We start from the raw sequence: 21,429 nt of genomic DNA on the forward strand, positions 1-21,429 counted from the left end.
TCAGCCGGCGGCGGTGACCGTGACGGTGCCTGTCGCCGGGCCGCTGCCGTCCACGGCGGTCGCCGCACCGCTGCCGTCGGCGCCTTCGACCACCAATGTCCAGCCGTACCGGCCGGGCGGCACCCTCTTGCCGGAGGTGTCCGTTCCGTCCCAGGCCGGGCCGCGGATCGAGCCCTGCGCGGAGGCCCGGGTGGGCAACGTTCGGACCAGCGTGCCGTCGGTCCGCCGGATCTCGATGCTGCCGGCTCGCACCGCCTGGGTCAGGTCGAACTGCGGACGCCACACCGCACCACCAGCGAAAGTGGGTGGAGCGATCACGCCCAGCAGGCGTGGCGCCGACACCGGCAGGCCGCTCAGTTCGGCCACCCGGACGCCGGATTCGTCGGTCCAGGCCACGGTGCGCCCGCCGTCGGTGCTGACCGCACCGCGACCGGCCTGGGTCAGCGGCAGCGTGCCCGAGCCGTCCAAGACCCGGATCTCCGTCGTCGTCGCGGTGGTCACCGCCGCCCATCCGTCGCCGAGCGCGGTCACCTCGTCATCACCGGTCACCGTGATGCCGGCCCCGGTCCGGCGGTCGTAGATCAGCTGGTCGTAGCCACCGCCCTCCCGGTAGCCGGCCACCACCCAGTCCTTCCAGGCCAGCCAACCGTCGTCGCGATAGACACGACCCTCCGGCTGCGGCAGCTCCAAGGGCACCGGTTCGGCGTCCGGGCGTTCCAGGTCGCGGATCTGGAACCTGCGCGAGGCGGAATCTTCGGCTCCGGACGCCTCGACGACCTGACTGCCGAACAGCGCCAGCACCGGGCCGCTGTCGTAGCGCTTACCGTCCACCCGCACCACCCGGTCGCCGACCAGGGCGTACGGCCCGTTGAGCGTCCGCAGCCAGGAACCGCGGCCGGCCGGGAAGCTGCCGGTCCGCTTTCCGCCGTCGTAGCAGTCGATCCTGGTGGTGCCCCGACGTCCGGGCCGGCCGCGTTGCGCCACCGTCCGGGCCGCGGAGGCGCGCACCGCCACCACCCGGCGGTCGGTGAGCGGTTGGGCCGACCCGAGGCCGTGCGCGCCGAGCATCCGGGTCCACACCGACCGCCGAACACCCGCCGGGTTGCTGAAGGCGTCCTGCTGATAGGTGATGCGGCCGGTGGCGAGTATCCCGTCCAGGGCGTGGGCGGCGACCGCGGGGGCACTGAACAGCGGGCTCGGGGTGCCGTTGCGGTTCACCTCGGCCGCCATCGTCACGCCCGCCCGGTCGGTGACCAGCGCCATCGGCTGCCCGCTGTCCCGCAACGGCAGCCACTGCCAGCGTTGGCCGGGGGCGCCGACCGCGCTCGCCCGGCCCTCACGGACCAGCCACTGCCGCGTGCCGCCCCCGGAGCGCCGCACCAGATAGGCCTGCGTCGCGCCGATCGAGGTGGTCAGCCGGGCGTCGTACCGAGAGCGGCGATAGTCGCCGTCGGCCAGCTTCGTGCACGTCGCGTTCCGCGGAGTGTCGGCGTTCGCCCGGCAGGCCCGCAAGGTGGTCCCAGTGCCCACCAGATAGTGAACGGTGAAGGCGCTGACGTCCATCGCGAGCAGCCCGGGAATGCGATACGCCTTGCCGGCGGCGCCGCCGGTGGTCGGTGCGATGTTCAGGTAGCCGTAGTTGCCGGTCGTCGAATAGCCCAGCCGGACGGCGGTCGCACCATCCTTGGTCAGCGCTGTCCGGAGTCCGTCCAGCCGTGGCGTGGCGGCGAAGTTCGGCGTCAGCTGCTCGACCCGTCCGTCGCCGAAACGGAGGATCCGGCCGTCGCTGAGCACCATCGTGGTGCCCACGTAGTCGACGGGATAGAGCGGCTCGGCCTCACCGCCCGGCACCATCGCCGGCAGGTCGAAGGGGTAGAAGGTCAGCTGACCGGTGTCGGGATCCCACCGCTGCAGACCTCGGTAGCCGCTGCCCTCCTCAGCCGGGACCAGGCCGGCGAACGTCCCCTGGTAGCCGATGTAGGAGCCGAAGGACGGCCCACCGCCCCGCTGCAGGTCGGCGCGGACGACCATCTCGGCGGGGAGTTCCTGCCAGCTTCGCCCGTTGTCGGCCGAGTACCGTCCGGGGGTCTGGTCGCCGGCGATGATGAACCGGTCCGCCGTCCCGGCAACGACCTGGAGCCGGCCCGGGACATGCAGGTCGGGCACGGAACTGACCGGTCCCAGCGTCGGTACCCCCGGGCCATTCCCTCCCGCCGGCGGCGCGGGCGTGGAGTGCGGTGCGGACGGCTCGAACCCGCAGCCGGTCAGCACGGCGGTCAGCAGCAGCGCCGCTAGTGCCGCCACCGGCCGGCGGAAGGTGGGCCGAGGGGGGTGTGAGGACACGCAATGCTCCTTATCGTGCCGGGCCTGATCCGAATCTAGTGCCCCCGGCACTCGTCCCCCGGCCACCAACCTTCACCCGCCGCGCGAGGCTCGACCGCACTGGCGTTCACGACGGCTCCCGCACCTGGTAGCGCCCCACGCCGCCGATCACCGGCCACGATTCGATTCGCGCCCGTAGCTCCGGCTCGAAGCTCTTCGGCGATCGGGAGACCAGGACGGCGCTGTGCCCGCTCGCCAGATAGTCGACCAGCTCCCGCTGGTAGCGATGCCGGGTGGCGGCCGGCGAGGCGTCCGTCCCCTGGCCGGCGAAGCGGTAGCCCAGCGAGTCGACCACGACCGGGCAGCCGCGGGCGATGTTGCGACGCAGCGTGTTCGTCAGCACCAGCACGGCGGTCCGGTCGGTGGTCACGCAGCCCGGCCGTCCGTCCAGCAGTGCCGTCAGCCGTGCCGCCGGGAACCGCGTCCCGGTGGTGGAACCGAGCAGCGCCAGGACTCCGGCGAGCAGTACCGCGGCGAATCCGGCCGCCACCATCACCCGTAGCCAGCGGGCAGTCATGCGTCGCAAGAACACGCCGGCAGCGTTGCCGTAGAGCAGGCACAGCGGGGCTGCGACGAACGCCGCGTAGTGCGGGTACCAGAGCGGTCCGGCCAGCAGCACAGCCGTCCCGGCGACGGCGAGGGCGGCGTGCAACCGTCCGGTCGGCGTCCGGCAGGCGACGACGATCGCGGCCACGGTGAGCAGCGCCGCGACCACCATGGCAACGGTGCCCACCGTCCCGGTGACCGGAGCCATCCCGAGCAGCGAGCGCAACCGGAACTGCCAGTCGTCATCGTCGCGCGGACGGCCGAGCTGGGCGAAGACGATGAGCTGCAACCAGTTCGGGGCCGCGATCGCGAACGGTGTCATCACCAGCCCGATGACACCGGCGGCGCCGGCCAGCGCACCGGCAGCCAGCCGGACGCCGTGACTCACCAGCAGCCACACCAGTACCACGGCCAGCGGCACCAGGCCCCACAGCTTCACCAGGGCGCCATAGCCGAGCAGTGCGCCCGCCAGCACCACCCAGCCCAGCGGCTCGCGACGCGCACCGATCCGTCCCAGCAGCAGCAACGCGATCAGGAGCAGCAGTGTCGCCAGTCCTTCCAGCCGGACGTCGTGCTCGACGTACCAGGCCGGGTACCAACCGGCGTACAGCCCGGCACCGACCAGCGCCGCCGTCCGGCCGCGGCGGTACAGGATCAGGTAGATCAGCGCTGCGTTGACCGCGCCCATCGCCATCCACGCCAGCCGTGCCGCCGCCATTCCGATCGGGTCCCCGGCCAGCTCCCCGAGTTCGGTGAACGGGAACAGCGCCAGCAGCACGCCGGGCGGGTGCAGCAGCAGGAAGTCCCGATAGGGCAGTTTCCCGGTACTGAGGGCGGCCGCGGCCCCGTAGTAGACGAACGGATCGTAGTTGCCGCGCCCGGTGAGTCCGCCGCCGCGCAGCACCGGGACCAGCCGGACGGCGAAGGCAAGCCCGGCGATCACCAGCATCGGCCAGTGCCGCCCGAGCCAGGTACCGCTGCCGACCAGACCCGACCGGACCCGTGTGCTGACGCCTGCTGCCCTCATCGAGACCTCAGCCGACCCGGGCGTTGCTGGCCTCGATGGCCGCCTGATCGAGTGGTGTGGCCAGTTCGGCGAGCGGCCGGGCGGACAGCCCCCAGCAGTTGCGCGGCGCGGCGCGCTGGCACTGCAGCGCGCTACCGACCCAGCCCACCCGGCCGTTGCCCGCTTCGGGCGCCGGCAGCGGCGCGATCGCCAGCCAGCTCCGCCGGTCGGGCCGGTACAGATAGCCGTTGGCGTTCACATAGCCGGACGCCTGCGCGCCGTAGTAGCGCAACGCCCACCCCGCGTCGCTGGGCGTCTGGCTGATCAGCGGTCCTCCGGGATGCGGCACCACCACGCTCTGCCAGCGAGCCTGGCCGAGTTCCACGGCCAGGCCGGTGGTGGCCCGCGGGTCGCTGGCCGGGATGCCCTGGCCCGCGGGGTCGGCGGGTGGATTGAAGTAGGCGGTGCCGTCCGCGGTGAGCTGCGCGGCACCCAGTTCGGCACCCGTGCCGGCATGCTCGGTCAGCTCGGCGAATCGTCCGGTCGCCGGATCCCAGTCGGTCAGCACGATGCCGCCGCTCGGCAGCCGGGTGTCCAGCAGCACCCGCTCACCGACGGCCAGGTTCACCCGGAGCGGTGCGACCGACAGCCTGGTGCGGCCCCCGCCCGGCTGGACCGCTGCGGAGGTCCAGCGCCGATCGGCGAAGCTGAAGCGGTGGTAGCCGATCGGGGCCCCGGACGCCTCGTCGCTCTGGTCGAGGCAGAAGATGCCCTCATCGAGGCCGACCGGGGTGCAGCCGCTGTCGTCGGGCAATCCGGCGTCGTGGAAGGTGGTCCAGGCGTTGTCGACGGTGTCGTAGGCGTACAGCTCCATTCGGTCGCCGGTGGCCTTCGCGCCGGCGTCGATCATCACGTAGATCCGGCTGCCGGAGGCGAACGCGTAGCTCGCCGCACATTGGCGGCCGCGCGCCGGACCGTCGGCGAGCTGCTGCCACAGATCGGCCCCGGGTTGGTAGCGGTAGCCGTCCAGCCGGCAGGTCCCGTCCGTGCTCCGGCCGGCGAGCAGGTAGACCGAACCGTTCAGGCCCACCTGTGCGTACCGCTCCACGTCCACCGGAGCCGGCAGTCGCGGCGTCCACAACGGCGCGGTGGACGCCTGCACCGGGCCTGCGGACGGCGTCGCACTGGCCGGGATCGCGGTCACCGGCCCCTGGGTCAGCTGCCCGATGATCAGTTGGGTCGCCCCCACCACCACGGCGACACCGGCCGCCGCAGCCAGCAGCCATCGGTTCCGACGGGGGCGGACCGGTGCGGGCCGGGGTTGCTGCAGTTCGTCCAGCCGAAAGGGCTGGAAGTCGGTCCGGGCCACCTCGTCGCGGAAGTGGCGCCGCAGTGCCTCCTCCAGCTCGCTCCGGCCGGTGAAGGGATCGTCGTCAGCCATCGCTCCCCCTCTCGGCCTCGCGGCGCAGATCGCCGAGCGCTCGATGCACCAGAGACCGTGCACTGGCCTCGGTGCAGTCCAGGACCTCGCCGATCTCGGCGTAGCTGCACTCTTCCCAGTAGCGCAGCACCAGTGCGGCCCGGCGCCGGCCGGTCAGCCGGCCGGTGAGCGCGCCGAGGTACATCGAGTCGAACACCCGGCTGTCGCTGGGCACGGCCTCGTCACGCACTTCGGCGACCACGACCTCGCGCCGGCGTTTGCGCCAGCGGGAGACGTTGGCGTTGACGATGCTGCGCCGCAGATAGCCTGCCGGGTTGCCGGTGCCGCGGATCGTGTGCCATTGCCGCATGGCGCCGAGCAGCGCGTCCTGCACCGCGTCGCGGGCGTCCTCGGGATTGCCGATCACCAGGTACGCGAACTGCTGCAACCCGACCGAGTGCTCCTGGACGAATCGTTCGAAGTCGAGCTCGCCGGCCGGCGTCGGGTCGGCGTCGGCCACCACTGCCTCCCACGTCGCGAGCGAACTGGTCACGGTCAACCTACGCAGCAGTCCCCCACTTCGTGGCACCCCACCGCGGAATTCTCTTCGGACGACGCCCGGCATCGGAGATCCCGGGCAAGCCCGAGACGACGGCGCGCACCCCTTCCACCACGGGTGTGTGTCGTGGTCACGCTGTCGCAGGCCAGAGCGATCCGCGGGAGGCGACGCCGGTGGGCGTCCGCCGTCGTCGGGTAGGCGGCCCACCGCGGTGCCGTGTTCGTCGAGGAAGGCCGCGTGGTCGACCTCCGTCCCTGGGGGCAGCGCCGTCACCCGCGACAGGTCGGGAGCCGAAGGGGTTTGGATAGAGTCGAACGGTCGCCGGGCGTAGATTCGACTGGGCTCAAGGGCAGAGGCACGTATTCAACCGGCCGGATCTTCAACCGGCCGGATCGAAGGAGATGAGACCGTGGATGACAAGACGGTGGTGCTGAACGCCGGGCTGGTGGATTACGACGGAAAGGTCGACTATCACCAGATCGCCTCTGAGGTGGTGATTCACGACGACACATCGGAGGATCAGATCCTCGAACGCGTGGCAGGATTCGACATCGTCGTCACGAAGGAAATGCAGGTCGCCGGCGACATCATCCGCAAATTCCCGGACAGCGTGAAGCTGATCTGCGAAGCCGGCACCGGCTACAACAACATCGACCTGGACGCAGCGCGCGATCGGGGCATCGTGGTGTGCAACATTCCCGCCTACAGCACCGCCCGCGTGGCTCACACCGCGATTCTCCTGATCCTCAGCCTGGCCAGCTCGCTGCAGCAGCAGATCCGGATGCTGGCCAGGGGAGATCGGAGCAACTTCCACCACCACCTGATGGTCGATCACGTCGAGGTGAACGGTAAGACATTGGGTCTCATCGGATACGGGAATATCGCACGAGAAACGATCAAGGTCGCCCAGGCACTGGGAATGAACATCCTGGTCGCCACCAGGACCTCACGACCCGACGTGGACGGGATTCACTTCACGACCAACGACGAGGTCTTCGAGCGAAGTGATTTCATCTCGCTCCATTGCCCGCTCAACGCGGCGACCAGGCACCTGGTCAATCAGCAGACGCTGGCCATGATGAAACCCACCGCCTATGTGATCAATACCGCACGGGGCGCACTGATCGACGAGGCGGCGTTGATCGAAGCACTGCGCACGGGTGTGATCGCGGGTGCCGGCCTGGATGTACAGGAGGTCGAACCGCTCGATGACGCAAGCCCGCTCTTCACGATGGACAACGTGATCATCACCCCGCACATGGGATGGCGGGGCCTGGAGACCAGACAACGCTTGGTGTCGATGATCGGAGACAACATTCGCGCGTTCCGCGAGGGACATCCGATCAATCGAGTGGACTGAGCTCGCTCCACAGACCGCCGGGCGCGAACACCTCGTCCACCAACTCGTCGAACCAGCCCAGTTCACGGGCCAGATCGAGGACGCTGTAGCGCGACCGGTAGTAGGCGGCGCTGAGGAAGGTGTCCTTCACCGTGGCGGCGGTGATCCCGATGTCCTCGGGGACGCTCGGTGCGCCGGCCGCCTTCAACATCGCCTGCAACTCGCGGGCCGGGATCAACTGCTTCTCCAGTTGCGGCTTGAGCGTTCCCCAGCTGTCGAGCACTTGGGTCAGCCGCTCCCGCAGGGCCGGGGCCTCGATGTACTTGGCCCGGGTCTCCTTGGCGCAGTGGTCGGCGAGCGTCCCCGACAGCCGGCTCCGGATGTCGGCCTCGATCGTCTCCCACGCCGGCCATCCCACGATCGCCTTCTCGACGGCCTCGGCTGTGACGTCGCGGAGGAAGAAGCGCTCGTAGAAGGCGCTCATCGCCAGCGTGCCGATGGCCACCTTGAAGCCGTGCGACAGCGGCGGCTCCCAGTCCTGGCCGAGGTGATCAAGCTCCCACAGATGACTGAAGTAGTGCTCGGCGCCCGAAGCCGGACGGGTGCCGCCGTAGACCTGCATCGACAGCCCGGAGAGGATCAGCCCGTTCACCAGGCCGGCGTAGGCGTCCGGGTCACCGGCCGCCAGGTCGGCCGGCCGGGCCAGCGCCTCGGCCACGCCACCCTGGACGAGTTCCCAGGCCAGCGGATGCAGCGGCTCCCAGCCCACCGCGTCCGACAGCAGCCAGTCGGCACCGCCGGGAATCTTCGCCGACAGGTCGCCGTAGCCCGAACCGACCATGTTCGGCGGTGCCGCGGCGGCGACGTCCAGGTCGAAGATCACCACCTGCGGTGCCGGGCAGGGCATGGTCACCTTCACGCCGTCGCGGGTCATCGGGGCGCCGAAGCCGGTGTAGCCGTCCATCGAGGCCGCGGTGCCGACCACCGTGTAGGGCTGCTCCAGCTCGCCGGACGCCAGCTTGACCAGGTCGTTCAGGGTGCCGGCACCCACCGCCACGCCGAGCGAACCGGTCTCACGCAGCCGCTCACGGATCGTCTCGCAGTGCTCGTAGGCCGCGTACAGGGCGGGAGTGCCGGGGAAGATCAGCGCGTCCTCGACCCGCAACCCGGCGGCGCGCAGCGAGGCGTCCACGGCTTCGCCGGCGGCAGCCCAGGTGCGTTCGTCGGCGACCACCAGCACCGACGCCTCGCCGACGTCCATCGAGTCCCGGACGATCTCACCGACCCGGGCGAGCACACCCCGGCCCACCTCGACCACCTTGGTCTGGTCGGCGTGCGAAAGGCCCTTCTCGATCGCTGCGTTCACCGTCTGTCCTCCGTTTCGTCGCTCGCGCGCTTGAACGTCCACCGTCGCGGTGGGTCGGTGCCACGGGATTCGTGCCCCCGGCGGGTCCAGCTTGCCGTACCGATGCACCGCCGCAACATAGGCGTCTCCGGGGAGCTCCAGCCGTGCGGTGGGACTTTCGTCCCGGGCACGGCGGCGTTCACCGGCCACAGTCGAGGTATGACCGACAACATCACCAAGGATCGAGTGGTCGTCGGGGTGGACGGGTCAAGGCCCTCCGTCGCGGCGCTCCGCTATGCGGCGAGGATCGCCACCGCTTTCCAGGCTCCGCTGGAGGCGGTGACCATCTGGTCGCCACCTGCGTTCACCGACCCCTACCTGGTCGTCGAGTGGACGCCGGAACAGGACGCCGAACAGGTGCTGGACGCCGCGATCGCCGACGCCTTCGGCGACTCCCCGCCCGAGCAGCTGACCCGGACGGTGCTGCCCGGCCCGGCGGCCCGCACCCTGATCGGCCTCAGCCGGCACTGCGACACCCTCGTGCTCGGCAGTCGCGGCCATGGCGGCTTCGTCGGCATGCTGCTGGGCTCGGTGAGTTCCGCGTGCGCCGCCCACGCGCACTGCCCGGTGCTCATCGTCCGATCGGGAGCGGACGACTAGTCCCCGGCCACTAACGCCAGCCGGCGGCCATCGAGCGCAGCCGGGCCTGCTCGCTGACCCGTTCGATCTCGAACACCGCCGCCTGGGTGCGGTGCTCGAAGCCGAGCTTGCACAGCAGGCTGGACACGTGGTTCTTGACCGTCTTCTCGGCCAGGCCGAGCCGGTCGGCGATCTGCCGGTTGGTCAGGGCGTCCGCGATCAGTGCGAGGATCTGTCGCTCGCGGGCGCTGAGCGAGGCGAACCGCGGATCCTCGTTCCGCCGGCGCGGGCCGGTGATCGGCCGGGTCGCCAGCGGGGTGAGCAGTCGCCGTCCGGCCGAGACGGCACGCACCGCCCGCACCAGTTCGGCGGCTCGCACCGACTTCCGCAGGCAGCCGGACGCGTCGGCCAGCAGCGCCGCGAGCATCGTGTCGTCGTCCGGCTCCGGGCTCAGGATCAGGCAGCCGAGGCTCGGATGCAGGCGCCTGAGGTAGCCGCACAGGTCGATGCCGCTGCCGTCCGGTAGACCGGCGTCGAGTACGGCGACGTCGGGCCGTGTCGCCGCGATCCGGACGACCGCCTCGTGACACGACGAGGCTTCGCCGACGACGGCGAGATCGGGTTGGGTGTCCAGAACACTGACGATCCCGCGGCGCACCAGTTCGTGATCGTCGACGAGGAAGATCCGAGCCATCTCAATCACCACCGAGTGCATCCACTCCGACGTGGTCCGGGCGAACCGCGTCGCGGCGTCCTTTGCTTACTCCTCAGGCTACCGGCGCCGTTCCGCAGCCGTGCCCGATCGGCTGAACAGCCACCGGTTTGCCCGGCGTGGAAACAATGGGTGCATCGGCCGGAACACCGGCCCCTGACCGTCGTTGGAGTGAGCGAGCATGACCGAGAAGGGCAACACCGAGCAGTTCGAGGTGACACTCGGCAACGTCGTCGGAAAGATCATGGAGTTGATCCGCGAGGGCAACGTGCGCCGGATCACCCTGCGGCGCGGTGGCAAGACGTTGCTGGAGGTGCCGCTGAACGCGGGCCTCACCGTGGGCGCGGTCACCGCGCTGGTCGCCCCGCTGCTGCTGGGGGTGGGCGCGCTCGCGGCCGTGGTCACCAAGGTGACCGTGGTGGTGGAACGGCCGTCGAAAGCCGAGTGACCCGCGTCGCTCGACGCGCGGCCGCCCCGTGGCATGCCGAAGGGCTGCCGTCGTAAGTCCGACGGCAGCCCTTCGGGTCACGGATCAGCGGTTGCTGGCGAGGAACCGCTGCGCGACGTCGGTCTTGGTGTGCTTGTAGTACCACGCGGTCGGGTTGCCGTCACCGCTGATGACCCAGGCCACCGTGATCGACTTGCGTCCCTCGGCCGCCTTCGCCGACCACTTGCCCGTCGAGGTCAGGTTGGGCATCTTCCTGGTGGCCTGGTTGATCTTGCTCAGCCACTCGGCCTTGGTGGTCTCGGTGGTGCCGGTGACGGTGACGATCTCCCAGCTGGACTTGCCGTAGTGCGGCTTGTCCTCGCCCTTGCGCAGCAGGCCGTCATTGTCGTAGCCGACCGCCTTCGAGCGAAGCTTCCTGGTCGCGGTCGAGTACTTGTCGACCTGCACCTTGAGGGTGACCTTCTCTGCGACCGGCGGCGGGCAGTCGATCGGCGTCTTGGTCTCACGATCGCGCTTGTCGATGAACGTCCAGGATTCGTCCGGGACGTCGGTGGTCCAGTTCGCCTCGCCCAGGACGCTGGAGCTGCCGCCACCGGGCAGGTAGTAGACCGTCCGGTCCGGCGTCCCGTCGCCGTTGCCGACCTTGCGGCTGTCGACGTCGCGGGTGTCGGTTTCGCCACCGGGGTTGTCGGTCGACCAGTCGGACCACGGTCCCCAGTCGGTGAACCCCTCGTCGGTCAGCACCTTCTCGGCCTTGTACTTGACGGTCTCGCGCGGGCCGCCGTAGCTGCTGAGCGAGACGGAGCCGGTGCCCAGGTACTGCTCGGGAACGCCGTTCTTGCCCCAGACGATGTTGATGATCACATCGGGGATCTGATGGAACCCGGGCGACTTCACCCAATGGCCGGCGACGACCTGGCCGTTCACCTTCGTGGTGCCGCCGTCGACGAAGTCCCAGCCCTCGACCGACTTGATCTCCTTGGAGCCGTAGAGCTCGACCCGGCTGCGGAACCGGTACTCGGTGGTCGTCGTCTCCTGCTTGCCCGCGATGACCTTCTGGTAGCGGGATTCATGAATGATCGACGTCGCGTAGCAGGTGTTGGCCTCTTGCGCCGATGCCGTGACCGGCGTGGAAATGAGGAGGGCGCCTCCCGCGATCGCTGCGGCGGCCAGGGCTCCGATGACCTTCTTCATGTCTGCTCCTTGGGGCTGTGGAGGCTGGGTACCTCGCTGTCGTAGGAGCAGACTGATCCGCCGACCGCAAGGCCTCGTCGGCCGGCGATGGAGCGGCAATCAAGAGATGATCAAGGTCGAGTTCAGCGCCCCTTGAGGTTTCCCCAAGCCGGCGGCGGACGCGGCGGCGGTCAGGGACGACGGCCCAGGCCGGCTTCGCGGGCGGCGACGATCGCTGCCGACCGGTCCCGGGCCCGCAGCTTCATCAGGATCGCCGAGACGTTGTTCCGCACGGTCTTCGGCGACAGGTACAGCTGGGTGGCGATCTCGCCGTTCGGCAACCCGGTGGCGACCAGATCGAGGATCTCCCGTTCGCGCTCGGTCAGTTCCGGGAACACGGCGGGTGGCGCTGCCGTGGCCGGTCCGGCGGCGAACACGCGGGCGATCCGCTGGGCCAGTGAGGCGCCGAACACCACGCCGCCGCCGTGCACAGTCCGGATCGCCTGGACGAGCTCGTCGGCGTCCGCGCCCTTCAACAGGTAGCCGCGGGCGCCGGCGGTGATCGCGCTGAAGACGGTGCTCTCGTCCTCGCCCATGGTGATCACCAGCACCCCGGTCTCCGGCAGTTCGGCAAGCACCTGCCGGGTGGCTTCGATGCCGTTCAGCCGGGGCATCTGCAGGTCCATGATCACCACGTCGGGGCGGCTCTCCCGGGCCTGCTCGACGGCTTCGATGCCGTCCGCGGCGCGTCCGACCACCTCGATGTCGGGCAGCGGCTCAAGCAGCGAGGCCAGCCCGTCGCGATAGATCGGGTGATCGTCGGCGATCAGCACGGTGATCGGTTCGGTCATCAGGCACCTCCGGTCAGCGGCAGGACGGCGCGGACGGTGGTGCCGCCGCCGTCCGGGCATTCGACCATGGCCTCGCCGCCGAGTTCGGCGGCCCGTTCCCGGACCGAGAGCAGACCCACCCCGGCCGTCCGCTCCGACGATATCCCGATGCCGTCATCGGCGACCTCCACGGTGAGGGCACCCGTTTCCCGTACCAGCCGGACGCGCACCAGCCCGGCCTGCGCATGCCGGGCCACGTTGGTCAGCGACTCGGCCACGATCCGGTAGGCGGCCACCTCGACCGCCGCGGGCAGCCCGTCCAGGCCCTCGGCTTCGACGGCCACCACCGGCCCGGATGCGCGCAGCCGATCGGCCTGCTGCTCGACGGCGGCCAGCAGGCCGAGGTCGTCCAGCGCCGGCGGACGCAGCCCGTGCACCAGCCGGCGCACCTCCGCGACCGCGTCCCGCAGGTCGGTCCGTGAGGCTCCGATCAGGTCCTTGGCCCGGGACGGGTCGGAGTCCACCGCCTGCTCGGCCGCGGCCAGCCGCAGCCCGACGCCGCCCAGCGCCGGCCCCAGCCCGTCGTGCAGGTCGCGACGGATCCGGCGCCGGTCGTCCTCACGGGCCAGCACCAGCCGTTCCCGGCTGGCCTGCAGCTCCTCGGTCAGCCGGGTCAGCCGGACGGCGATCGCGGCCTGCCGGACCACGTCCATCAGCAGCGCCTGGTCCGCTCGGGTGAGCACCGCCCGCAGCCCACCGCGGACCGGCAGGATCAGCCGTCCGACCCGCTGGCCGGAGTAGGCGATCGGCAGCTCGTTGACCTGGTTCGGACGGCGTCCGTGTTCGGCGAGCAGCCGTCCGCCGTCGGAGGCGAACACCTCGACGCCGACGTACGGCACCCGGAACGAGTCCGCCACGGACGCCACCAGGGCCGGCAGTTGGTCGGCCACCGAACCGCTGGCCTCCAGCCGGGCGGCCAGACCGGCGACCACCTGGTAGCGGTCGCCGCGCCGGCCCAGCAGCCGCCGCCGGATCCGCACCCAGAGCAGGCTGCGCAGCGGTGCGTAGAGCAGCACGGTCAGCAGCAGCACCACCAACGTGACGTCGCGCTGGTCGAGGTGGTCGCCCACCGTCCGGCTGATCAGCGCGACCAAGGCCAGGTCGAGACCGATCACGATGGCACCGACCGCACCCCAGGCGACGGTGTCGGCGACCAGGCCGTCCACGTCGTAGCGGTCGGGCGCGCAGATGCCGATCGTCACCGAGACCGAGGTCGCGACGACCGCCGCGAACAGCGCGTAGCTGGCCAGCAGCCCCGACGGCGCCAGCAGGCTGATCACCGCGAGGAAGCCGCAGACGATGCCGGCCCAGAGCAGCCAGCGCAGCCGGCGCCGCTCGAGGCCGGCCGCCGAGCGGTGCCGCACGACCACCAGGGCCAGCGCCGGGATCACCGAGGCCAGGGTGACCAGCCGGGTGACCACCATCAGCGGATAGCCGACCTCGGCCGGGATCGGCAGGCTGAGCAGGTCGGGGTCGGCCACCGGCGGCTCCGGCACGCCGAGTTCGAGCACGGCGGCCGGCATCACCAGCAGGGTCACCGGCAGCGCCGCGGACGCCGCCAGGGTGACGACTCCGAGCCATCGCCAGCCGCCGGCCAGCAGCCGTCCGGTCGGGTAGAGCACCAGCACCAGCGGCAGCCCGACCAGCAGGAAGGCCCCGGCCCGGGCGACGAACCAGTAGGCGAACCCGGTGCCGGGCAGCAGGTCGTCGGGCAGGGTGCCGAACGGTGGCGTGATGCCCAGCCCGTACCAGGCCTCCAGCGCGCCGTCCACCGCCCAGAGCAGTCCGAAGCCGACCAGGATGCCGCCGATGGCGTGGCCCGGACGCCGGGACAGGATGACCGCGCCGCAGCCGGTCATCACCACGCCGAGCGGTGCGGTCGGTGACGCCAGATCGACCGTGCCGCCGGCCCGCAGCCGGATCACCTGGCAGATCACGGTGAATGCCGCCAGCGCCAGGGCGAGGCTCAACCAGGCGATCGGGAGCGGCCGCAGCCGGGGCATCCGCAGGGGCACTCCGGCATTATCGCGGGCTCGGCGTCCCGTCCGCGCGGGACCGGCGTCCCCTCGTCACGGGACGTTTCCGCCCGGTGGGGAAGGGACGGCGCACCCTGGGGCGCGGGTCGCCCCGCCCAGCACGGTTGGGTCATCGGGCCGGCAGCACGGTCGGCCGACGACAAAGGGAGAACCACTGATGTCTGTGTCACAACAGCCGGCGCCGGCCCGCTCCGACCTCGCGGTCGCCGCCTCGGACGCCGCCGCCACACCCGCCGTTCGCTACCCGTTCCGGCGGCACGGCTTTCTGCTCACCATCGGCAGCACCGTCTGGGCCGCCACCATGGTGCTGTTCGACCTCGACCCCACCTCGCGGGTCGGCGAGATCGGCTACGCGTTCGGCTCCGGGTTGTTCCAGACCGGGCTGCTCGCCCTGCTCTGGGTGCTCTGGAAGACCGACGCCCTCGGCACCGGCAAGGTGGCGAAGACCGCGCTCGGCATCGAGACGGTGCTGGTCACCCTGGCCATCGGCTCGACGATCGCCGACGGGGTCGGGATCAGCGACCTGAACCAGCCCGGCTGGGCGCTGCTGGACGCCTTCTGGCCGTTCTCGATGTTCGGCATGTTCCTGATCGGCATCAGGATCGCGGTCGCCGGTCAGTGGCGGGGCGTCCGCCGGTTCTGGCCGATGGTCGCCGAGAGCTGGGCCGTGGTGACCATTCCGACCCTGATCGTCTTCGGCCCGATCGTCGCCCAGGTTGTCGCACCGCTGCACCTGCTGGTCGGCTACGCCGTCCTCGGTGTCCTGGTGGCCACCAAGCCTCACTGATCCTCGTTGGTTGAGCTTGCCGAGACCCCGGACCATGGGTTTTCGGCAAGCTGAACCCGCAAGGGAGCCGGCCGCCACCGGTCGAGCTTGTCCAGACACCTCGCCGAGCATGCGCTGATCCCCCACGCACCCTTGCGGCTTGTCACCGGGGTCCGCCACAGTTAGGGCCACCACCCTCCCCGCACCGACCGATCGTGAACTCAGTTCACCAAAGCCGCCGAGGAGCACCGATGGACCGCACACTCCCCCGTTTCACCCGGCTCGCCTGCGGTGTCGCGCTCGCGGCACTGCTCGCCGGCTGTACCTCCGGCACGGCTGAAAGCGGTAGCCAGCCCGGTGGCGCAGAGCCTGGCGGGGCGGCGACCGCCACCTCGGCGGCCGCACCGACGCCGTCCGGACCCGCGACGGACGCCATCCGCGCCCTGGACCCGAAGTCGTTGGATTGGCGATGGTTCGAGGACCATTCGCGCTCCATCAAGGTCGATCTGACCAAGCCGGACAAGCACGGACGCACCTACAGCCTCGGCAAGCCGGTCTATTCGGACGCCGACGGCGACGGCCTGGAGGACATGGCCGTGCCGATCGCCCAACTGGACGGCAACGGCTACCGCCAGCATTGGCACATCTGGCTGGCCACCGCCACCGGTGGCGCCGATCAGGTGATGATCCCGATCGGCCTGACTGCCCGGTGCGGGGACGCGACCACCAAGGTGACCGCGGTCAAGGGCGGATTCCAGGTCAAGGAACGGCTGCGCGAGCCGATCATCGACGACTACCTGCCCTGTTCCAGTCCGGGCACCTTCACCTCCACCCGCCAGGTCGGCGTGGAGAGGGCCGGCGACACGGTGGCCCTGGTCAACCTGAAGGACCGCCGCGGCTACGGCGGGGTCTGCCCCACCGTCCCGCGCACCGAGACCGGACGGGTCAAGGTGTGGGGTGCGGTGGCTCCTACCAACGCCGCGCCGTTGACCATCGACGGCGAGCGGATGTACCTGATCTGGGCACACGCCCATCCGCTGACCAACGGGGCGGAACCGATGAAGCTCGCCGTGGTGTGGCCGGCCGGAGGGAACTCCAGCAAGCGGCTCTGCGTGTGGACCGATCCGGGCCGCTACGAGAGTTCCTGACCGGGACGTGCGGCGCCACCCAGGCCTCACGGCGTCGGCAGGCTGGTGGCCTCCGCGATGCACACGGCGGCCCCGATGTTGCCGCCCGCGTCGACCAGCAGCTTGACCAGGCCGGAGATGTCGTCGGTGGTGTTCAACATGACTTTGGTCGCGAGCGGCGCGCCGACGAAGCTCAGGTTGCCCAGCACGGTGCCGAGGATGGCGACCCAGCCGGCATTGTTCTTGCCGCTGTAGACGCCGCCCATGATGGTGTTCGCGGTGCCGGCGATCATCTGCACGAACGGCGCCATGTAGTCCTTGGCGACGTCCTGCACCCCGCTGGGGAAGCCCGAGTTGCTCAGATCCTTCGTCCAGCCGGCCTTCGCCACCGCTCCGAACACCGACGGCAGCACCGCCGACCAGACGATGAACGGCAGCAGCTCGAAGTCCTCGGTACTGGTGGCGATGCCACCGTGGAACGGGTAGGACGCGCTGCCGTCGCTGTTCGGCTCGCTCGGCCATAGCGCGACCGTTTCGACCAGCGGGCACAGGATGTCGAAGTAGTCGATCAGGCCGGACGGCTCACCACGCTTCCCGGTGTCGCTGTCGTAGAACTGCTGCGCGTCGCCGACCAGGTCCGCCATCCCCCACACCCCCTGGGCGACCGCGCCGGTGATGCCCAGCCCCACCTGCCAGCCGTCCGGTGGATTGGCGCCCAACTGCCCGCGCGGGAAGCCGGCCACCGTGGCCGGGAACAGCGCGCTGTAGCCGCGGCAGCGGGCCACCAGAGCGGCCGGGAAGGCCACCACCCAGGACAGGATCTCGGCCAGGCTGAAGTGAATGTCCACCCCGACCTCCTCCAGGATCAGCCCGAGAATCCCCATGCTGGAGACCAGGTTGTACTGGTAGGTGAAGTAGCCCTCGATCAACGCCACCCCCGCCTTGCACAGGTCGAGCAGGGTGTCGGCCAGCGCGTCGAGCAGTTGCAGCCCGTCGTGCACCACGGTGTCGAGCTGGGTGAACCAGTCGGTGACCTGGGTGTTGCTCAGCTTGTTCTTGTCGGCGCTTCCGTTGCTGCTGAAGGCGTCCGTCATCGTGGTCGAGATGAAGGTGAACAGTGCGTCCGACAAGGTCATCGCGTCGGCCCAGTCGGTCGCCAGATCCTGCAGCAGCGGTTGGAACGTGTCGGCGCTGATCGTCGGCCCGGTGTCGGTGGCCGGCAGGTAGGACATGAATTTGTCCATCAGCCACTTGCCGGGAACGTCGTTCATGACCTTGCCGAGGTAGCTGAGGTCCTTGCCCAGGTGGCTCTGGTTGGAGGAGCTGCCGGTGTCGGTCGGCGGTGGCAGGGCTGGTCCGCCGAGGGTGCCCTCGACCAGGTTCTTGAGGTTGCTGATCTCCTGATGCGCCTGGGCCTCTTTGGCGCTGAACCAGTCGTCGGTGTCGATCTCGACCTGGTTGAGCGCGGCGGTGACGCTGGCGCCGAGGTCGCCGAACCAGGTCTGGAACTGCGCCGCGCTGGACTTGGCGGCCTCGACGAGTTCGATCACGTTGTTCTTCAGCCAGTCGATGGCCTCTTTGATGTCGGCGCCGAGGGTGGCGAAGAAGCCGCCGATCACATGGAAGGCGCTCTTCATGTCGGCGATGGCGAGATCGGTGAAGTTGACCACGGCCTCACCGATCTGAATGGCCAGGTCGACCAGCCAGCCGGCCGCGTTCTCGGCCGCCCGGACGACGGCCTGGACGAGCTTCGCCGCGCCGTGCCGGATGGCGTGACCGATGGTGTCGAACAGGTGGCCGAACGAGAAGGTCAGCCGGGTTCCCTCCAGCTTCGCCTGGCCCGCGCCGGCGGTGTAGGTGGGTTTGCCGTTGTTGACCGCGAGCGTGAAGGCCTGCGCCACTCGGGTGCCGTTCTGGGCGTCGTTGCCGGTCTTGATCAGCTGGCCGAGCGCCTGCGCGGAGGCGGTCGCCGAGTCCGCATCGGTGAGCGTGCTGAACAGCAGCGTCTTGCCGTCGCTCTGCGTCGCAGTGGTCAGCGTCGCTCCGGACAGGGTGCCCAGATCGCCCAGTGGGCCGGTGCCGCCCAGGAACGCGCGGACGTCGTTGTCGGCAGTCACCAGCAGCGGGCTGCCGGTGGCGTTGCCGTTGGCGTCCAGCGCCTGCAGGGTGAGCATGGCGCAATCCAGCTCGTCGGAGGGGATGCTGAAGGTGATCTCGCCCTTCACGTCGGTGGTGACGGTGAGCGGGGCGTCCGGGGTGATCGGCAGGCTGCCGGTCGGCGTCCAGGCACCCACCGGGCGGTCGGTGCTGATCGTGACCTGCGCACCCATCACCGCCGTGCCGTTGGCGTCGGTGACCGTGCCCTGCACCCGGTAGGCGGAGAAGTCGTACAGTTCCTCGCCGGCCTGATGCACCTGGGTCTGGGTCCAGCCGGCCGGGCCGAGGGACAGCACGCTCAGGGTCTCGTCGAGGCCGACCGCGAACAGCGTGTTCTGGTTCGGGTCGGTCGGGACGCCGAACACCGCTTGCAGGTCGGGAACCAGGGGGATCGGCGTGGCCCACGAGCCCGTCCCTGCGCTGGAGAGTTCCTGGATCATCTGCAGGGTGCCGTCGGAGTCGAGCAGGTTCACTGTGTACAGATCGTTCTGTTGCCACACCGACACCGCGTTGGACGCCGCCAGCGCGACGTCGGTGACCGTGTTGTAGTTGCCGTTCTCGTCGACGAACCCGGTGCCGCTGGCGGTCTGGAAGGCGTAGCCGGGATAGTTCGTGGTGCTGGTCGGCGAGGCGTACGCCCACATCAGCTCGGTCACCCCACTGGCGCCGGCGTCACTGATGCCGGCGTCGAAGTAACTCGCGCCGTTCTGCGGGTACACCGTCAGCGTGCCCTTGTCGGTGAGCGTGAACAGGAAGCCCGTGGGAGCGTCCGTGGTGGACTTCTCGGTGGCGTCGTACAGCACCGCGAAGTCGGTGAGCACGCCGTCAAGGGTCGGCTGTAGGTACTGCTGGTAGATCAGCGGTTCATAGTCCAGATTGCCGGTCGGCACCCAGCCGCCCAGAGTCGTGGTGCCACCGTCGACGAAGGTGGTGGCGAAGTAGGGCGTGCCGTCACGCGAGATGCCGCCCTTGACCACCCCCTGTTCGGCGCTGACGTCGATGCCCAGGTCCTCGTAGGTGGCGGTGATGCCGGAATCCCAGGTGGCGGCACCGGTCAACCGGGTCAGCCAGGCCGGAGCGTTGCTCGGGTTCTCATTCGGATTACCGCTGGGATAACCGAACACCAGGACGTAGACGTCCGTACCGTTCGCAGCGACCGCGACGTCGTTGACGGAGTTGAACAGTCCCTGCAGGTCGAAAGCGACGAACGACCACCCGGTGGGGCTGGTGGCGTCGCGGCGCAGGTGGGAGAGGTTGCCGCCGGCGAACACCAGCGCCTCGACCTGGTTGCCGTTCTTCGGATTCACGAACGGGTAGACGTAGTCGCCCTGCTGGATCATCACCTCAGAGGTCATGAAGAACTCCCGGGACAACTCGCTGCTCGCCTGCAGCACGTAGGGCGTGGGCTGTGCGGCCGCGGGAGCACCCCGGCGGCGGGGTGCCCGGCCCTTCATCGCCCGCCGCGCCGCGCGGTTGGGTGCAGCGACCGCGGTCGCCTCGTGGTTGAGCAGCAGCGGCGCGAGGGCCGCGGTGAGCCCCGCGATGCCCAGCCCGTGCAGCATGGTGCGGCGGCTGAACGCCCGAGCTGGCTGCCCCGACCGGTCGTCGGCGGGTGAGGTGTTCATCGGCGTGGTCCCTTCGGAGCGGCAGGACCGGACTCGACCCTGGCGACGATGTGGTGCTGCCCGGCGTGCAGGCCGGTGACCCGGACGCCGGCGAGGCCCTTGACCCGCGCGGGGGTGGGTCGCAGGGCGAGCGCCTTGGCGTCCAACCCCGCACCGTGCTGGCCGACGTTGCCGTCACCCCAGGTGAACACCGCGCCGTTGGTGGTCAGCGCAGCACCGCCACGGGCGTGCGCGACCAGGTCACGCACCCGGCCCTGTCCGGTCGGCAGCTTCACCGCGACCGGCTCGAACCGGTTGACGTGGTCCCCCACCCCGAGTTGGCCGGACGCGTTGGCGCCGAAGGCCAGCAGCTGGTGCCGACTGGTCAGCACCAGGGTGAAGTCCTCGCCGGCGGCGAGCCGCATCGGCCGTCCCCAGGCGGATCTGAGCCGGATCGTGCCCTCGCTCGGACGCCCCGCGGCGTCCAGACCGAAGACCACCAGCCGGCCGTCGCGCAGCGCGACCGTGACGTGCCGGTTGCCGGCGGCGACCGCGACGGCGGCGCTGCCCTTGGGTAGGACGGCCCGTGCCGGGCGGGTCTGCGGCAACGCCCCGAGTGCCGGGTTGTGCTTCGATCGGCGTCCCAGTTGGCCGAAGGTGTTGCGTCCCCACAGGTACACCGCGCCGCCCGCGGTGACGGCCGCGGAGATGCCGTTGCCCGCCGCGATCGCGCTCACCGATCCGGGGATGCGTTTTCGGAGCAGCACCGGCTCGTGCCGGTCGACGACCGTTCCGTCACCCAACTGGCCGCGGTGATTGTGGCCCCAGGCGAAGAGGCGACCCGATCTGGTGGTCGCCACGACGTGGTCGACGCCGACCGCGATGGCGGCGATCCTGGTGCCCTTGGGCAGCTTCACCCGGGTCGGGGTCCAGCGCAGCGAGGTGGTCCCGTCCCCGAGTTGGCCATGCTGGTTGCCGCCCCAGGCGTAGACCTTGCCGCCGCGGGTCAGCGCGACGGTGAAGTTCAGCCCGCCCTGAACGTCCGCCGTGCCGGAGGGCAGCCGGGTGCGCGTCGGCGCCAGTACCTGCGCGGTGTGGCCCAGACCCAGACCGGCCCGCGCGTTGTAGCCCCAGGTGAAGGCGGGCAGGCCGCGCTTCTTGGCTGCGGGGTGCGGCACCGCCTTCAATGCCGCGGGTGCAGGCCCGGCAAGGGCAGTCAGTGGTCGAACGGCCGCCATGGTGTCCACGAGTCCTCCTCGATAGCTGAAGGTTGTGGATCA

The 21,429-nt window shown here is 70.3% G+C and carries 16 protein-coding genes; 5 read left to right on the plus strand and 11 right to left on the minus strand.

Translation table 11 applies throughout. The features are described 5' to 3' along the window. The 4 genes from Q0066_RS11155 to Q0066_RS11170 all read right to left on the minus strand — a co-directional run bounded on the left by Q0066_RS11155 (position 1) and on the right by Q0066_RS11170 (position 5,907). On the minus strand, positions 1-2,343 hold the full coding sequence (locus tag Q0066_RS11155; protein ID WP_298132903.1) for a FlgD immunoglobulin-like domain containing protein: 2,343 nt from the start codon (positions 2,341-2,343) through the stop codon (positions 1-3). A gap of 106 nt (positions 2,344-2,449) precedes the next feature. Continuing rightward, complete coding sequence (locus tag Q0066_RS11160; protein WP_298132905.1) at positions 2,450-3,955, minus strand: glycosyltransferase family 39 protein; 1,506 nt, start codon at positions 3,953-3,955, stop codon at positions 2,450-2,452. Positions 3,956-3,962: 7 nt separating this feature from the next. After that, a complete protein-coding gene (locus tag Q0066_RS11165) occupies positions 3,963-5,375 on the minus strand; it encodes a hypothetical protein (RefSeq protein ID WP_298132906.1) in 1,413 nt (470 codons plus the stop codon). Continuing rightward, positions 5,368-5,907 (minus strand): sigma-70 family RNA polymerase sigma factor, encoded by a 540-nt coding sequence (locus Q0066_RS11170; RefSeq protein WP_298132908.1) that lies wholly within the window; start codon positions 5,905-5,907, stop codon positions 5,368-5,370. Before Q0066_RS11170 ends, Q0066_RS11165 begins: the two co-directional genes overlap by 8 nt. A gap of 415 nt (positions 5,908-6,322) precedes the next feature. On the opposite strand from Q0066_RS11170, the gene Q0066_RS11175 reads away from it, so the two are divergent. Next, positions 6,323-7,273: an NAD(P)-dependent oxidoreductase gene (locus Q0066_RS11175; RefSeq protein WP_298132910.1), complete on the plus strand. Its 951-nt coding sequence runs from the start codon at positions 6,323-6,325 to the stop codon at positions 7,271-7,273. On the opposite strand, the gene Q0066_RS11180 is transcribed toward Q0066_RS11175, so the two are convergent. Next, a complete protein-coding gene (locus tag Q0066_RS11180; RefSeq protein ID WP_298132912.1) occupies positions 7,257-8,618 on the minus strand; it encodes a sn-glycerol-1-phosphate dehydrogenase in 1,362 nt (453 codons plus the stop codon). The two genes, Q0066_RS11175 and Q0066_RS11180, sit on opposite strands and share 17 nt — an antisense overlap. A gap of 198 nt (positions 8,619-8,816) precedes the next feature. On the opposite strand from Q0066_RS11180, the gene Q0066_RS11185 reads away from it, so the two are divergent. Continuing rightward, positions 8,817-9,257 carry a universal stress protein gene (locus tag Q0066_RS11185; RefSeq protein WP_298132914.1) on the plus strand — a complete coding sequence of 147 codons (441 nt, stop codon included), beginning with the start codon at positions 8,817-8,819 and terminating at the stop codon, positions 9,255-9,257. 10 nt (positions 9,258-9,267) lie between these two features. Here Q0066_RS11185 and Q0066_RS11190 read toward each other — a convergent pair whose 3' ends face one another. Continuing rightward, positions 9,268-9,930: a response regulator transcription factor gene (locus Q0066_RS11190; RefSeq protein ID WP_298132916.1), complete on the minus strand. Its 663-nt coding sequence runs from the start codon at positions 9,928-9,930 to the stop codon at positions 9,268-9,270. A gap of 199 nt (positions 9,931-10,129) precedes the next feature. Here Q0066_RS11190 and Q0066_RS11195 point away from each other — a divergent pair, with 199 nt between their 5' ends. Further along, positions 10,130-10,396, plus strand: a complete 267-nt coding sequence (locus Q0066_RS11195) for a DUF4342 domain-containing protein (RefSeq protein WP_298132918.1) — start codon at positions 10,130-10,132, stop codon at positions 10,394-10,396. Between the two features lie 84 nt (positions 10,397-10,480). On the opposite strand, the gene Q0066_RS11200 is transcribed toward Q0066_RS11195, so the two are convergent. The 3 genes from Q0066_RS11200 to Q0066_RS11210 all read right to left on the minus strand — a co-directional run bounded on the left by Q0066_RS11200 (position 10,481) and on the right by Q0066_RS11210 (position 14,474). Next, positions 10,481-11,590, minus strand: a complete 1,110-nt coding sequence (locus Q0066_RS11200) for a hypothetical protein (protein WP_298132919.1) — start codon at positions 11,588-11,590, stop codon at positions 10,481-10,483. Between the two features lie 170 nt (positions 11,591-11,760). Continuing rightward, positions 11,761-12,420, minus strand: a complete 660-nt coding sequence (locus Q0066_RS11205) for a response regulator transcription factor (protein ID WP_366521518.1) — start codon at positions 12,418-12,420, stop codon at positions 11,761-11,763. Further along, positions 12,420-14,474 carry a sensor histidine kinase gene (locus Q0066_RS11210; protein ID WP_298132921.1) on the minus strand — a complete coding sequence of 685 codons (2,055 nt, stop codon included), beginning with the start codon at positions 14,472-14,474 and terminating at the stop codon, positions 12,420-12,422. Before Q0066_RS11210 ends, Q0066_RS11205 begins: the two co-directional genes overlap by 1 nt. Positions 14,475-14,652: 178 nt before the next feature. Between Q0066_RS11210 and Q0066_RS11215 the strand changes: the two genes are divergently transcribed. Both Q0066_RS11215 and Q0066_RS11220 read left to right on the plus strand, forming a co-directional pair. After that, a complete protein-coding gene (locus tag Q0066_RS11215) occupies positions 14,653-15,282 on the plus strand; it encodes a hypothetical protein (protein ID WP_298132922.1) in 630 nt (209 codons plus the stop codon). Between the two features lie 230 nt (positions 15,283-15,512). Continuing rightward, positions 15,513-16,409 carry a hypothetical protein gene (locus Q0066_RS11220; protein WP_298132923.1) on the plus strand — a complete coding sequence of 299 codons (897 nt, stop codon included), beginning with the start codon at positions 15,513-15,515 and terminating at the stop codon, positions 16,407-16,409. A gap of 26 nt (positions 16,410-16,435) precedes the next feature. Here the strand turns inward: Q0066_RS11220 and Q0066_RS11225 are convergent, their stop codons facing one another. Both Q0066_RS11225 and Q0066_RS11230 read right to left on the minus strand, forming a co-directional pair. After that, on the minus strand, positions 16,436-20,170 hold the full coding sequence (locus tag Q0066_RS11225) for a hypothetical protein (RefSeq protein WP_298132925.1): 3,735 nt from the start codon (positions 20,168-20,170) through the stop codon (positions 16,436-16,438). Next, a complete protein-coding gene (locus Q0066_RS11230) occupies positions 20,167-21,387 on the minus strand; it encodes a hypothetical protein (protein WP_298132948.1) in 1,221 nt (406 codons plus the stop codon). Before Q0066_RS11230 ends, Q0066_RS11225 begins: the two co-directional genes overlap by 4 nt. Positions 21,388-21,429: the final 42 nt, after the last annotated feature.

Source organism: Micropruina sp. (assembly GCF_027492755.1).
Lineage (GTDB): Bacteria > Actinomycetota > Actinomycetes > Propionibacteriales > Propionibacteriaceae > Micropruina.

What these genes read in the sequence shown, in the direction of transcription:
- Q0066_RS11195 (WP_298132918.1), top strand. Translation starts at nt 10,130, where the DNA reads ATGACCGAGAAGGGCAACACCGAGCAGTTCGAGGTGACACTCGGCAAC.
- Q0066_RS11160 (WP_298132905.1), bottom strand. Translation starts at nt 3,955, where the DNA reads ATGAGGGCAGCAGGCGTCAGCACACGGGTCCGGTCGGGTCTGGTCGGC.
- Q0066_RS11165 (WP_298132906.1), bottom strand. Translation starts at nt 5,375, where the DNA reads ATGGCTGACGACGATCCCTTCACCGGCCGGAGCGAGCTGGAGGAGGCA.
- Q0066_RS11205 (WP_366521518.1), bottom strand. Translation starts at nt 12,420, where the DNA reads ATGACCGAACCGATCACCGTGCTGATCGCCGACGATCACCCGATCTAT.
- Q0066_RS11190 (WP_298132916.1), bottom strand. Translation starts at nt 9,930, where the DNA reads ATGGCTCGGATCTTCCTCGTCGACGATCACGAACTGGTGCGCCGCGGG.
- Q0066_RS11220 (WP_298132923.1), top strand. Translation starts at nt 15,513, where the DNA reads ATGGACCGCACACTCCCCCGTTTCACCCGGCTCGCCTGCGGTGTCGCG.
- Q0066_RS11215 (WP_298132922.1), top strand. Translation starts at nt 14,653, where the DNA reads ATGTCTGTGTCACAACAGCCGGCGCCGGCCCGCTCCGACCTCGCGGTC.
- Q0066_RS11230 (WP_298132948.1), bottom strand. Translation starts at nt 21,387, where the DNA reads ATGGCGGCCGTTCGACCACTGACTGCCCTTGCCGGGCCTGCACCCGCG.
- Q0066_RS11185 (WP_298132914.1), top strand. Translation starts at nt 8,817, where the DNA reads ATGACCGACAACATCACCAAGGATCGAGTGGTCGTCGGGGTGGACGGG.
- Q0066_RS11225 (WP_298132925.1), bottom strand. Translation starts at nt 20,170, where the DNA reads ATGAACACCTCACCCGCCGACGACCGGTCGGGGCAGCCAGCTCGGGCG.
- Q0066_RS11200 (WP_298132919.1), bottom strand. Translation starts at nt 11,590, where the DNA reads ATGAAGAAGGTCATCGGAGCCCTGGCCGCCGCAGCGATCGCGGGAGGC.